The organism is Ruegeria sp. ANG10 (assembly GCF_040705255.1).
Lineage (GTDB): Bacteria > Pseudomonadota > Alphaproteobacteria > Rhodobacterales > Rhodobacteraceae > Ruegeria.
The window spans coordinates 81,527-95,324 of sequence record NZ_JBFCVU010000003.1 but is presented as its reverse complement, the minus strand read 5'-3'; the positions used below and the strand labels follow the sequence as shown (position 1 = coordinate 95,324).

General features: G+C 56.4%; 12 protein-coding genes and 2 tRNA genes. 7 read left to right on the top strand and 7 right to left on the bottom strand.

Annotated elements, in window-relative coordinates:
- Positions 1-411: 411 nt before the first annotated feature.
- From AB1A64_RS07630 to uvrA, 3 genes are all read left to right on the top strand, one after another.
- Positions 412-488: transfer RNA gene (locus AB1A64_RS07630), tRNA-Asp, on the top strand.
- 52 nt (positions 489-540) lie between these two features.
- Positions 541-617 (top strand) — tRNA-Asp (locus tag AB1A64_RS07625).
- A 175-nt stretch (positions 618-792) separates the two neighbouring features.
- Entirely contained in the window at positions 793-3,651 is a 2,859-nt protein-coding gene (gene uvrA, locus AB1A64_RS07620) for an excinuclease ABC subunit UvrA (protein ID WP_366550857.1), read from the top strand.
- 11 nt (positions 3,652-3,662) lie between these two features.
- Here the strand turns inward: uvrA and AB1A64_RS07615 are convergent, their stop codons facing one another.
- The 5 genes from AB1A64_RS07615 to AB1A64_RS07595 form a co-directional block, all read right to left on the bottom strand.
- Positions 3,663-3,992: a hypothetical protein gene (locus tag AB1A64_RS07615; RefSeq protein ID WP_366550856.1), complete on the bottom strand. Its 330-nt coding sequence runs from the start codon at positions 3,990-3,992 to the stop codon at positions 3,663-3,665.
- A gap of 97 nt (positions 3,993-4,089) precedes the next feature.
- Entirely contained in the window at positions 4,090-4,962 is an 873-nt protein-coding gene (gene mmsB / locus AB1A64_RS07610) for a 3-hydroxyisobutyrate dehydrogenase (RefSeq protein WP_366550855.1), read from the bottom strand.
- A 3-nt stretch (positions 4,963-4,965) separates the two neighbouring features.
- Positions 4,966-6,006 (bottom strand): enoyl-CoA hydratase/isomerase family protein, encoded by a 1,041-nt coding sequence (locus AB1A64_RS07605; RefSeq protein WP_366550854.1) that lies wholly within the window; start codon positions 6,004-6,006, stop codon positions 4,966-4,968.
- A gap of 7 nt (positions 6,007-6,013) precedes the next feature.
- Entirely contained in the window at positions 6,014-7,156 is a 1,143-nt protein-coding gene (locus AB1A64_RS07600; RefSeq protein ID WP_366550853.1) for an acyl-CoA dehydrogenase family protein, read from the bottom strand.
- A 91-nt stretch (positions 7,157-7,247) separates the two neighbouring features.
- On the bottom strand, positions 7,248-8,363 hold the full coding sequence (locus AB1A64_RS07595) for a carboxylate-amine ligase (RefSeq protein WP_366550852.1): 1,116 nt from the start codon (positions 8,361-8,363) through the stop codon (positions 7,248-7,250).
- A gap of 133 nt (positions 8,364-8,496) precedes the next feature.
- Here AB1A64_RS07595 and AB1A64_RS07590 point away from each other — a divergent pair, with 133 nt between their 5' ends.
- Positions 8,497-9,348, top strand: a complete 852-nt coding sequence (locus tag AB1A64_RS07590) for a class I SAM-dependent methyltransferase (RefSeq protein WP_366550851.1) — start codon at positions 8,497-8,499, stop codon at positions 9,346-9,348.
- Between the two features lie 60 nt (positions 9,349-9,408).
- Positions 9,409-9,885 (top strand): fasciclin domain-containing protein, encoded by a 477-nt coding sequence (locus AB1A64_RS07585; protein WP_366550850.1) that lies wholly within the window; start codon positions 9,409-9,411, stop codon positions 9,883-9,885.
- 49 nt (positions 9,886-9,934) lie between these two features.
- Here AB1A64_RS07585 and AB1A64_RS07580 read toward each other — a convergent pair whose 3' ends face one another.
- On the bottom strand, positions 9,935-10,519 hold the full coding sequence (locus AB1A64_RS07580) for a L,D-transpeptidase (protein WP_170514239.1): 585 nt from the start codon (positions 10,517-10,519) through the stop codon (positions 9,935-9,937).
- Positions 10,520-10,731: 212 nt separating this feature from the next.
- Positions 10,732-12,231: a CoA-acylating methylmalonate-semialdehyde dehydrogenase gene (locus AB1A64_RS07575; protein WP_366550849.1), complete on the bottom strand. Its 1,500-nt coding sequence runs from the start codon at positions 12,229-12,231 to the stop codon at positions 10,732-10,734.
- 104 nt (positions 12,232-12,335) lie between these two features.
- Between AB1A64_RS07575 and AB1A64_RS07570 the strand changes: the two genes are divergently transcribed.
- A complete protein-coding gene (locus AB1A64_RS07570) occupies positions 12,336-13,238 on the top strand; it encodes a LysR family transcriptional regulator (RefSeq protein WP_366550848.1) in 903 nt (300 codons plus the stop codon).
- 57 nt (positions 13,239-13,295) lie between these two features.
- Positions 13,296-13,733 carry a CBS domain-containing protein gene (locus AB1A64_RS07565; RefSeq protein WP_366550847.1) on the top strand — a complete coding sequence of 146 codons (438 nt, stop codon included), beginning with the start codon at positions 13,296-13,298 and terminating at the stop codon, positions 13,731-13,733.
- Positions 13,734-13,798: the final 65 nt, after the last annotated feature.

Below are 13,798 nucleotides of genomic sequence, written 5' to 3'. Positions count from 1 at the left end.
TGCTGGCACGTTTTTTTGATTTTGTGAGGGCGGTGTCGCCTCTTGCACACGCATTGTGACTGAATAATGGCAGGGGTGCCAAGCCTCGCAAAAGGCCGTGGCGTTAGGTTCAGATATATCGAGGATTATGTTCGGTTTTTCAGAAATCATACATCTTATGCGTGTGCTTCGATGGAATCGTTTGAAAGTATAAATCCTTGGATACCTTGGCATTTCCAATAAAAGGAATCATCTTAGCCAAAGGGTGTTTGGGATCTTGCAGTAGGTTGGGAAAGGTTCGGTTCCAAGGAAGCTGGGACGTGATGCCGGGAAACAATTTCCGCCTTCTTCAAAAAAACTTCAAAACCCCGCTTGACGATGCCGGGGCGTGGCCATAATACACCCCAACGTTCAGCAACGAACGGGCAGCGGGCGGTTGTAGCTCAGTTGGTTAGAGTACCGGCCTGTCACGCCGGGGGTCGCGGGTTCGAGCCCCGTCAACCGCGCCACCGCTGCCAGCCTTAGATCCGGGTTAATGGATCGCACATAGACCCTAAATGCGCGGTTGTAGCTCAGTTGGTTAGAGTACCGGCCTGTCACGCCGGGGGTCGCGGGTTCGAGCCCCGTCAACCGCGCCATTTTCCCGAAATACCGAATATTCAATCAACCCCTTCCGGGGCGCACATCGGATCGGGGTCATACTGTCAGGAGATGTCGGCAATAATCCGGTCGTTCACACTTTGTTCTAACTTTTCTGTTGGAGACTCGGAGCCGCTCGCCTATTTCTAGGACACTTATGTGTTGGGGGCCAAAATGGCTGAGCTGAAAAATATCGAGGTGCGCGGCGCGCGCGAGCATAACCTCAAGGGTATCGACGTAGATATTCCGCGCGATCAGCTGGTGGTGATCACCGGGTTGTCGGGTTCTGGCAAGTCGTCTTTGGCGTTTGATACCATTTATGCCGAAGGTCAGCGTCGCTATGTCGAAAGCTTGTCGGCTTATGCGCGTCAGTTCCTGGATATGATGGAAAAGCCGGATGTGGACCATATCAGCGGCCTGTCCCCGGCGATTTCGATTGAACAGAAAACTACATCGAAAAACCCGCGTTCGACCGTTGGGACGGTGACCGAGATTTACGATTATATGCGTCTGTTATTTGCCCGCGCGGGGACGCCTTATAGCCCGGCTACTGGACAGCCCATCGAAGCACAGCAGGTGCAGGACATGGTCGACCGCATCATGACGATGGAGGAGGGTACGCGCGGCTATCTGCTGGCCCCCATCGTGCGGGACCGAAAGGGGGAATACAAAAAGGAATTCCTCGAGCTGCGCAAACAGGGATTTCAGCGCGTCAAGGTGGATGGCGAGTTCTACGAATTGGACGAGCCGCCCACGTTGGACAAGAAATTCCGCCATGACATTGACGTCGTGGTCGACCGTCTGGTCGTGCGCGAAGGGATGGAAACGCGGCTGGCCGACAGTCTGCGTACCGCGCTGGATCTGGCGGATGGGATCGCGATTCTGGAAACCGCCCCGCGCGAAGGTGATCCAGAACGCATTACATTCAGTGAAAACTTTGCTTGCCCGGTTAGTGGCTTCACGATCCCCGAGATTGAACCGCGCCTGTTCTCATTCAATGCGCCTTTTGGTGCCTGCCCCGATTGCGATGGCCTGGGGGTCGAACTGTTTTTTGACGAACGTCTGGTGGTTCCGGATCAGACGCTGAAGCTTTACGATGGGGCACTGGCCCCGTGGCGCAAGGGCAAGTCGCCCTATTTCCTGCAGACGATCGAGGCCATCGCTCGCCACTACGAATTCGACAAAAACACTCCGTGGAAAAATCTACCAGCAAAGGTGCAGCAGGTGTTCCTGCGCGGTTCCGGCGATGAGGAAATCCAATTCCGCTATGACGAAGGCGGGCGAGTCTATCAGGTTACCCGCAGTTTTGAGGGCGTGATCCCCAATATGGAACGCCGCTATCGCGAAACCGACAGCGCTTGGATACGTGAAGAGTTTGAGCGGTACCAGAACAACCGGCCGTGCGGTGCATGCCACGGCTATCGCCTGCGTCCCGAAGCGTTGGCTGTCAAGATCGCCGGCCTGCATGTGGGGCAGGTCGTGCAGATGTCGATCAAAGAGGCTCTGGCCTGGGTCGAGGATGCTCCGAACCATTTGAGTGCACAGAAGAATGAGATCGCACGGGCGATCCTCAAAGAGATTCGTGAACGTCTGGGATTCCTGAATAACGTTGGATTGGAATATCTTACGTTGTCTCGTTCAAGTGGAACACTGTCCGGGGGCGAAAGTCAGCGGATTCGTCTGGCCAGCCAGATCGGTTCCGGCCTGACCGGCGTTCTGTACGTGCTGGACGAGCCCTCAATCGGGCTGCACCAGCGGGACAATGACCGGCTTCTGGGCACGCTCAAGAACCTGCGTGATCAGGGCAACACGGTGATCGTCGTCGAACATGACGAAGAGGCGATCCGCGAGGCCGACTATGTGTTCGATATCGGCCCGGGTGCCGGTGTGCATGGTGGGCAGGTGGTCAGTAAGGGCACACCTGAACAGATCGCTTCAGATGCAGCCTCGATGACTGGTCAGTATTTGGCAGGCACACGGGAAATTGCCGTTCCAACAGAACGGCGCAAGGGAAACAAGAAGAAGGTCTCGGTGGTTAAGGCGACGGGCAACAACCTGAAGAACGTCACGGCCGATTTCCCGCTGGGCAAGTTTGTCTGCGTGACGGGTGTGTCTGGTGGCGGCAAGTCGACATTGACGATTGAGACTCTGTTCAAAACCGCCTCGATGCGTCTGAACGGCGCGCGCCAGACTCCGGCACCTTGCGAGACGATCAAGGGGTTGGAACATCTGGATAAGGTCATCGATATCGACCAGCGGCCGATTGGGCGGACTCCGCGTTCAAATCCAGCAACTTACACGGGGGCCTTCACCCCGATCCGAGACTGGTTTGCCGGTTTGCCCGAAGCCAAGGCGCGTGGCTATAAGCCGGGTCGGTTTAGCTTCAACGTCAAGGGAGGTCGGTGCGAAGCCTGTCAGGGTGATGGCGTCATTAAGATCGAGATGCACTTTTTGCCCGATGTCTACGTCACCTGTGAAACCTGCAAGGGCGCGCGCTACAACCGCGAAACGCTTGAGATCAAGTTTAAGGGCAAGTCCATCGCCGATGTTCTTGATATGACAGTGGAAGACGCGCAGGAGTTCTTTAAGGCCGTACCGTCGATCCGCGACAAGATGGATGCGCTGGCACGGGTCGGGCTTGGCTATATCAAGGTCGGTCAGCAGGCGACTACGCTGTCTGGTGGTGAGGCACAGCGGGTGAAGCTGTCAAAGGAGTTGTCCAAGCGTTCGACCGGGCGGACCTTGTATATTCTGGACGAGCCGACCACCGGTCTTCACTTTGAAGACGTCCGTAAGTTGTTGGAAGTGCTGCACGAACTGGTCGACCAGGGTAATACGGTTGTGGTGATCGAACACAACCTGGACGTTGTGAAAACTGCCGACCATATTATTGATATCGGTCCCGAAGGTGGCGATGGCGGTGGTGAAATCGTGGCGACCGGGACGCCCGAGGATGTGGCTGCAGTGGAATGCAGCCATACTGGACGGTATCTGAAGCAGATGCTTGAGGGCGCACGGGTTGCTGCGGAATAAGGGTTTGATCCTCAGTTGAGGATGTCAGCCACCGCACCGATCAGGTTCAGCACTTTTCGCGTATCTGGATCGACGCGATAGACGTAGTCGCCGGCACGAATGTAGCTGCCACGGTTCAGACCATAGCGATACGGATCATTGATCCAGCGATAGTCGTGGTTGATGTAATCACCCGAGCGATACAGGTTTTTAACCTGGCCAGGCGGCACGCATGGTACAGCCTTTTTAGCCAGCCCCGGAGGGCAATGCCCGGCCTTTCCTTTGCCGTTCCCGGCGATGGCGATGCCAGAACTCAGCGCGAGCGCCAGAATTGTCGTGGAAATGGTTAACACACGCGACATCTAACTTCCCTCCGCAAGAACGTCGTAGTTAAAGACAGATGGCTGTAGTTCACTGTTTGGTCAACCCAGTGGGCAACAAGCCGCCCACGCCGGTCGCCTAGCCTCGTCCGCGTTTTTCGAACCGTGGAAGCATTGCAGAGAAATCCATGCCCAATCCGCCCTCGGACTCAACGAATTGTTCATACAGTGCGGTTGCGGCTTGACCCATCGGCGTATCCGCATCCGAACTTTCGGCGGCCTGTTGGCTAAGACGCAGGTCTTTTAGCATCAATTCAGCAGCGAAACCGGGTTGATAGTTATTGTCCGCCGGGCTTTCCGGACCCACGCCAGGGGCAGGGCAGTAGGCATTCATCGTCCAGCTATAGCCTGAGGATGTGCTGACCACATCAAACATCTTTTGCCTGTCCAGGCCCAGTTTATCTGCCAGCGCAAAAGCTTCGCACGTGGCAATCATGGTGACACCGAGGATCATGTTATTGCAGATCTTGGCAGCCTGACCGGCGCCGGATTCACCGCAATGAACGGCTTTTTGACCCATGATATCGAACAGCGGCGCTGCTTTCGCAAATGCGGTATCGCTGCCACCTGCCATGAAAGTCAAAGTGCCAGCCGCTGCGCCGCCGATTCCACCCGAAACAGGGGCATCTACCGCCAGAATTCCAGCCTGTTTTGCCTGATCCGCGACAGCGCGGGCGCTGTCGACATCGACGGTTGAACAATCGATCCACACAGACCCGGATTGCATTGCAGGGATGATCTCATCCCCGACAGCGCGCAAGATTTTCCCGTTTGGCAGCATGGTGATGACGATATCGGCGTTTGCGGCAGCTTCGGCCCCCGAACCGGTCATGGCGACACCAGCGACACTGACCTCGGCCATGTCAAAACCAGTCACCTCATGCCCGGCCTTTGCCAGATTGGCGGCCATTGGATTGCCCATGTTGCCCAGACCGATAAACCCGATTTTCATCTCTCAAACCTCCTCAAATGTCAGCATGTTTTTGCCCAGTGGCTGCAGCATTTTCGACACCGCCACCGCTGGTACGGATTGGTCGGCAAACCGCCATTGTGGATTACGGTCCTTGTCGATGATCTGAGCGCGAATGCCTTCCAGAAAATCGCCATGTTCCATCGCGCGGAACGTATATCGGTATTCCAGTTCCAACGCCTTGCGCAGCGTCAGGCTGGGCCCTCGTAGGCGATGCAGCGCTTCGACCGTGCAAGCCATCGACAGCGGCGAATTGCGACGCATCAGTTTGAGCGCGTCCGCCGCCATCGCGTGGCTGGAATGGATCAGGGCGTTCAGGATATCGCCCAGGCTTTCCCCGGCGAATAGGGTTTCGATAACGGAGTGCTGTTGTTCTAGCGCGCTGTCGGGCGGCGTCGTGGTGTGTCGTTCGATCAGTTCGGCATCTCCCGAGGCCTCGAGCATCTCGATTATGGCGGACCAATCCGAAATCGGGATGAAGTGGTCGGCAAATCCCGCAAAGACAGCATCTCCTGGGCCCATCCGATGACCGGTTGTGCCCAGGTATTCGCCTAAACGACCGGGGGCCAGCGCCAGCATCAATGTGCTGCCCACATCCGGCAACAGCCCAATCGAACATTCCGGCAGAGCAATTTTCGAGCTTTCCCCAACGATCCGGTGGCTGCCATGGCATCCAATGCCAACGCCACCGCCCATGGTGAAACCCTGAAGAAAGCTGATGACTGGCTTGGGGTATTCGAAGATAAGCGCATTCAGCCGGTATTCATCGCGCCAGAAGGTACGTCCATAATCGAAATCCCCCTTGCTGCCTGTCGCGTAAAGGTCGGCGATATCGCCGCCCGCACAAAAGGCCTTGTCGCCTTCGGCGTCCATGATGACCAGATCCACGGCATCATCTTCGCGCCAGTTGCGCAGCGCCGTGTCGACGGCCATGCACATGTCATAGGTCATCGCGTTCAACGCTTTTGGCCGAGTCAGGGTGATGCGCCCGGCGCGGCCTGTTATGCGGATGTCGATGTCTGGCATGTGTTCCTCAGTGTTCGGCAAGCATTTGGCGGGCGACGATGACCCGCATGATTTCATTGGTGCCTTCCAGAATCTGGTGAACGCGGAGATCGCGCACCAGTTTTTCGATGCCATAATCGGCCAGATACCCATAGCCACCATGCAATTGCAGGCATTGGTCGACAACTTTCGATCCGGTCTCGGTCACAAATTTCTTGGCCATGGCGCAAAACTTAGTGGCGTCGGGCGTGCCCTGATCTAGCTTCCAGGCAGCCTGCCGCAGAAAGGTTCGAGCGGCTTGCAGTTCAATCTCCATATCGGCGAGACGGAACTGCAACGCTTGAAATTGGTCGATCGACTGACCGAAAGCCTTGCGCTCGGACATGTATTGCAACGTCATGTTCAGCCCGGACTGGGCAGCGCCCAGGGAACAAGAGGCGATATTGAGCCGCCCGCCATCCAGACCCTTCATCGCATATTTGAACCCATCCCCTTCGGTGCCGACCAGATTTCCAGCCGGGATGTGGCAGTCATCGAATTGCACCTGCGCTGTCGGCTGGCTTTTCCAGCCCATCTTCTGTTCCAGCGCGCCAAAGCTGAGGCCCGGCGTGCCGTCCTCGACATAAACCGTTGAAATGCCCTTGGGCCCATCCCGACCGGTGCGCACCATGCAGACATAGGCGTCAGAATAACCGCCGCCCGAGATGAACGCCTTGGTGCCGTTCAGCGTATAACCCTCATTCGTGCGGTCGGCGCGGGTTTTGAGCGCAGCCGCGTCCGATCCTGATCCGGGTTCCGTCAAGCAATAGCTGAGGATGGTGTTCAGGCTTAGTACATCAGGCATGATGCGGGATTTCAGTTCGTCGCTTCCAAAACTGTCCAGCATTTTGGCGCACATGTTGTGGATCGACAGAAAGGCCGCGACGGAAGGGCAGGCCATTGATAGCGCTTCGAACACCAATGTCGCGTCCAGACGGGTAAGGCCGGACCCGCCGCTGTCTTCCGAGACATAAAGCCCGCCGAATCCCAACTCGCCAATTTGCGGCCAAAGGTCTTTGGGGATGGTTCCGTCAGCCTCCCATTTGCGGGCGTTCGGGGCGATGTTGTCTTGCCCGAAATCATACGCCATGTCGAAGATTGCGGTTTGCTCTTCTGTCAGTGCAAAATCCAAGGCTTGCCTCCCACGCTTCCGAATGAATTGAACGACTGTTTATTTCCGAATTCTTACAGAAATTTTGCACGGCCAGCAATCGTCAGGGGCATTAAAGATCGTGATGAAATTCTTCGATCAGGTGCTGCACGACGGCTTTCCCGGGATCATCGCCGCGTGCTGCAGCTTCGGCATGGACGCGGCGCTGTCGGGTAGCCGAAGTGCCGGACTGTGCGATTTGCTGCAGGCGCGCCAACTCGGTCATGGTGCCCAGTGCTTCTGCGTCTTCAGCCAGCATTCCCATCAGTTCGCCCATTAACTCGGGCATGGGTTTGATGGAACGGTCGCCAAAGTCGATCAGACCTTCGCCTACGCCATACCTTTGTGCGCGCCAACGGTTTTCGCTGATCAGGAACTGATCGTAATGCCGCCAGCGCAGATTGCGATCCTTCAGGCGGCACAGCATGCGGGTCAACGCCTGGGCCAGGGCGGCCAGCGACAATGTGTGTTCCAACCGAGGTTGCACGTCCATGATCCGTGTTTCCAGAGTTGGAAAACGGTGTGACGGGCGCAGGTCCCACCAGATCTTTGTCGTGTCCTCAATCACGCCCAACTCGACCAGAATGCCGGTGGTGCGTTCATAATCCGACCAACTGGCCAGAACCGGCGGCAACCCTGTGCGTGGCAGGTTATCAAACACGGTCAGGCGGTAGGAGGAAAGTCCCGTATCCTCTCCGTTCCAATAGGGGGACGAGGTCGACAGGGCCAACAGATGTGGCAGGAAGTAGGATAGCTGAGGCATCAGGTCGGCCCGCAGGGCAGGGTCTTCGACACCGACATGAACGTGCATCCCGCAGATCAACATGCGTCGGGCAACGCCACCAAGGGCATGTTGCAGCGCGTCGTAGCGATCCTTGCGGGTGTGGTGCTGTTTCTTCCAGTCGGCAAACGGGTGGCAAGACACGGCAATTGGCGCGAGGTTGTATTCAGCCGCCCGATCCGCAACGCATGAGCGCAGGCGTTTCAAATCTTCTCGGGCCGATTTGATCGTCGAATGGGGCCGGGTGCCGACCTCAATCTGGCATTGCAGGAATTCGGGGCTAACCTGTCCTTCGAAATCCGCCTGACAGGCCTCCATCAGTGCCGTGGGCGCTTGGGCAAGTTGCAAGCTGTCGCGATCGACCAGCAGATACTCTTCTTCTATGCCCAGCGTAAATTCCTGCTGCATGGCAACCCTCGTACTACTATTCTGACCAGTGAATACGGAAATTTCTGTTTTGCCAAGCGTTTGGAGCGGCTCATCTTGCACAAGCCCGGCCTGCAAAGGTATGGAACACACGAACCGCCAAGTGGAGCCGCCCGTGAAACCCAGAAAATTCCCGCAGATCAACGCAGCCCTCAATGAGTTGGGGGTGAAGCTGGTCGATAAGGTCACGGAACTGGACGAGCGTGCACGGCTTGAGGCGTTTGAACGGGCAGGTGGGTTGACCCGCCCGGCCTATGCCTTGTCGCCGGGGATGGAGGGGTTTGATATCAGCGAGCTGGTTGCCGAATATGGTCAGCACGCTGCCGCACTGGAGGCGTTGAAAGACCCTGCGCGCAATCAAACCAGCTATCGCCTGGGCAATGGATATTACGACAGCCCGGATGCTGACGCGTTGTACCTGATGATCCGGCGGTTTGCGCCCAAACGCGTGATTGAGGTCGGTTGCGGCAATTCAACCCGCGTCACCCGGCAGGCCATCATCGACGGCGGTCTGGATACACAGATCACTGCGATTGATCCGTATCCACGGGCGGATATCGCGCATGTCGTCGATCACTTTGAACAGAAGCGGCTGGAAGAGGTCGATCCGGCGCTGTTCGATCAGCTTGAATCAGGTGACATCCTGTTCATTGATTCCAGCCACGTCGTTCGGATGAGCAACGACGTGGCGCATCTGTTCTGCCGCGTCATTCCTGCGCTAAAGCCGGGTGTGGTGATTCACGTGCATGATGTTTTTTTGCCCTACGAATACCCCAAGCGGTTCTTTTATGATTGCCCTGGTTGGGGAGAGCAGTACATCCTGCACGTATTGCTGCAATCTGGTGCGTATTCAATGCTTTGGCCGGGGTATTTCCTGCAGATGGATCGCCCCGATGCCGCCGAGGCATTGCCGTTTCTGAAGGACGGGCGCGCGCAGAGTATCTGGGTCCAGGTGAAGGAAAAGTGATCCGGGCTGGCGGACCCTCCGTACCCCTTTCCATAACAAGCTGGAGAGGAGACAACAGCCATGTTTCGCCGTACTTTCATGGGCGCCGCCGCCGCATTTGCACTTGCACTGCCCGTCAAGGCACAAGCTGCTGACATCGTGGACACCGCCGTATCAGCCGGATCGTTCAACACCCTGGTCGCTGCTGTTCAGGCCGCAGATCTGGTTGACACGTTGAAAGGTGATGGTCCGTTCACCGTTTTCGCACCCACAGACGAAGCGTTTGCCGCGCTGCCCGAGGGAACGGTGGAAACGCTGCTGTTGCCTGAAAACAAGGACCAACTGGTCGAGATTCTGACTTATCACGTGGTCCCGGCCAAGGTGATGTCAGGTGATATTGCCGGTAAACGCGCGAAGGTTCGCACCGTTCAGGGCGACCAGCTGAGCGTGAACGCCAAAAATGGCGTCAAGGTCAATGATGCCAAGGTTGTGCAGGCCGACATCGAAGCCAGCAATGGCGTGATCCATGTGATCGATGCGGTGATCTTGCCGGAATAATGACCCCGCTAAGTAGAAAGCCCCGGTCCTGTTGGCCGGGGCTTTTTTGTCAAACTAATCTGACCTGAGTTCCAACCTGGACCAGAGGGTACAGTTCCTCAACGTGCTGGTTGTAAAGGCCGATACACCCTGACGAGCTTTGGCGGCCAATCTTGCGCGTGTCATGGGTGCCATGTACCAGATAGGCGGGCCAGCCCAGATACATAGCGCGTGTCCCCAACGGGTTGCCGGGATCGCCACCTTCCATGCGTACGGGCAGGGACGGATCACGTTCACGCATAGACGCGGTTGGAGTCCAGCTTGGATTTTCAGTCTTGCGCTTGACCTCGGTATAGCCGCGCTTGGTAAGCTCTTCGCTCATCGGAACTGAGCTGGGGTACAGCTTATACGTTCCGTCCGGTCCCCAGTAATGAACTGCTCGGCTGGTGATATCGGCCAGCAGGCAGCCGACACCCAGCTCATCGAAGTGGTCTTGCCAGTTCTGCTGTGAAAACGACGACACATTGCGACGTACCGGCAATTGCGTGCTGATGGCTTCTTCATCCGTCGGGAATGCATCAATGCTTTGTGCGCGCACCAACGCTGGTGTCGCCAAAAGAGAAGCTGCGCCCAACAGGGCAGAGCGGCGGGTCATGTACGGATTTGACAAAGCGGCCTCCGGTATTCGTACTGCTCGAAACTAGGAAATTGGCAACAAACTATTGTCGTCTTAGCTGCTTTTCCAGTGGCAGAGCTGTGAATTTATCGTGAAACCCGGATTTTCTTATCCACTGTGGCAATACTTCGCCAAAAAATACCGACCCGATGGGGGCCGGTATTGGTGATAGGCAGTTTTGCGGATCCAGATCAGTCCATCGCTTTGAAGTTGAACTCGCCACCTTCTTTGATGCCCGACGGCCAGCGCGAGGTCACGGTTTTGGTGCGGGTGTAGAACTTGAAGCTGTCCGGGCCGTGCTGGTTCAGGTCACCAAACATGGACTTTTTCCAACCACCAAAGGTGTGATAGGCCAGAGGAACCGGGATCGGAACATTGACACCGACCATGCCGATGTTGACGCGGCTCGCAAAGTCACGTGCGGTATCGCCATCGCGGGTGTAGATCGCGGTGCCATTGCCATATTCATGGTCCATCGCCAGCTTCAGCGCTTCTTCGTACGAACCTGCGCGAACGGTGGACAGAACTGGGCCAAAGATTTCCTGGGTGTAGATGTCCATGTCGGGAGTGACATTGTCGAAGAGGTGCGGGCCAACAAAGAAGCCGTCTTCATATCCCTGCAAGCTGAAATCGCGGTTGTCGACGACCAGCTTTGCACCTTGTTCAACACCCGAGTTAATCAGGCCAAGAATACGCTCTTTGGCGGCACCGGTTACGACCGGTCCCATATCAACATCGTCTCCGGCGGTGTAGGGGCCAACCTTCAGTTTCTCGACACGCGGGATAAGTTTCTCGATCAACGCGTCGGCGGTCTCTTCGCCGACGGGTACTGCAACCGAAATTGCCATGCAGCGTTCGCCAGCAGCCCCGAAACCAGCTCCGACCAGCGCGTCGGCGGCTTGGTCCAGATCTGCATCCGGCATGATGATCATGTGGTTTTTTGCGCCGCCAAAACACTGTGCACGCTTCCCGTTCGCTGTTGCGCGGGAGTAAATGTAGTGCGCAATCGGAGTCGATCCGACAAAGCTAACGCCTTGAATGATCTCGCTGTCCAGCAGGGTGTCTACAGCCTCTTTATCGCCGTTGACGACCTGGAATACGCCTTTGGGAAGGCCAGCTTCGACGAACAGTTCAGCCAGCATCAGCGGCACGGAAGGATCGCGCTCGGACGGTTTCAGTACGACAGCATTACCACAGGCCAAGGCCGGACCGACATGCCACAGAGGCATCATGGCGGGGAAGTTGAACGGCATGATCGACGCAACAACACCGAGAGGCTGACGCATCGAATACATGTCAATACCTGGGCCTGCGCTGTCGGTAAATTCACCCTTCAGCATCTGTGGGGCGCCGATGCAGTATTCGATCACTTCCAGGCCACGCTGGAGATCGCCCTTGGCGTCGGGAATGGTTTTGCCGTGCTCGCGGCTCAACGCTTCGGCCAGCTTGTCCATGTCGCGGTTCATCAGGCCAACCATCGCCATCATGACACGGGCACGTTTTTGGGGGTTGGTTGCTCCCCATTTAGGCTGTGCAGCAGCAGCATCGGCAATCGCAGCTTCGGTTTCGGCAACGCTGGCCATTGGACAATGGGCCTGAACCTCGCCGGTGGCGGGGTTGAATACGTCGGCGAAACGGCCTGATGTACCTTCTACATTTTCGCCGTTGATATAGTGAGTCAGGTTCTGCATGACAAATTCCTCCGGGTAGATCTGCCGGCAAAATAGACTTGCAGAAATTCGGTGAACAGAGGCAATGTTTCAAAAGAGCTTTGCAAAAATGCAAAAGGTGAAACATGACTCCGAATTGGGATGATATGCGGGTTTTTCTGTCCGTCGCGCGCGAGGAAAGCCTGTCGTCAGCGGGCCGAATCCTCAAAATTGACCCTGCTACGGTAGGGCGGCGTATTGCGCGGCTTGAGGCCACATTGGATGCGCAGTTGTTTACGAAATCGCAGCAGGGTTACATCCTGACCGCTGCTGGTGAACGCTTGTTGGATCACGGTTTACAAGCGGAAGAGGCGATGCGCGCGGCCGCGGGCGTTGTTACTGGGTCGACCAAATCCCTTAGCGGGCAGATACGAATTGGGGCGCCCGATGGCAGCGCCAATTATCTGTTGCCACAGGTTTGTGCGAAAATCAGTGACGCTAACCCTGATTTGGACATCCAGATTCTGGCCCTGCCAAGGATCATTAACCTATCCCGGCGTGAGGCCGACATGGCCGTAACCGTTAGTGCGCCGACAGCAGGCAGATTGCTGGTTAAGAAGATCAGCGACTATAAGCTGCATATGGTGGCGACGCAGGATTATCTGGATCGCCACGCGCCTATTGGTTCAGTCGACGATCTAAGAGGGCATCGTTTGATTGGCTACATCCCGGATATGATATTTGACCGAGAGCTGGACTATCTCAACGATATAGGCGTTGACCGTGTCGCACTTGCATCGAATTCGGTCTCGGTTCAGTTGCGCCAGGTGGCCCTTGGTACCGGAGTGTGCGTTGCCCATGATTTTACACTGCCTTTCCATCCAAACCTGCGAAAAATATTGACGGATCAAGTGGGTTTAATGCGAAGTTTCTATCTCGTCCGGCATCAGGGCGATCAGCGCAACGAACGGTTAAACCGCTTTGCCGAGGCCTTGACGCGTGGGATACGCGACGAAGTTGCGCGGCTTGAAGCCGATGCCAACGCTTGACAGGTCGACACAATCGCGCAACGCTTTGGATAAATTCATTATTCCGGAGGTGTTTTCATGCTCGTTCAGGGCATTCTGAAATCCAAGGCGACAGACAGCGTCGTGACGGTCGAGCCTTCGATGACTGTGTCGGAGGCTGCGAAGATCCTTGCGGAAAAGCGCATTGGTACCGTCATCGTTTCCGAAGATGGTGGTCAGACGGCAGTCGGCATTCTGTCTGAACGCGATATCGTTCGTGAACTGGCTGCCAGTGGCAGCGGATGCTTGACGCAACCGGTCAGCTCTTACATGACAAAGGATCTGATCACCACGACACGACAGGCCACTGTTCAAGATATTATGGCCCGCATGACCGAAGGCCGTTTTCGTCACATGCCCGTGGTCGAAGAAGGCAAGTTGATAGGCATTGTGACCTTGGGCGACGTGGTCAAGGCGCAACTGGCCGAACTGGCGATGGAAAAAGACGCCCTTCAAGGGATGATTATGGGTCACTGACGGGGCTGGTTGCGATAGCAACCTCTTGCGCCGACAGCAAAGTTATGTTTGCTGACGCAGAATTT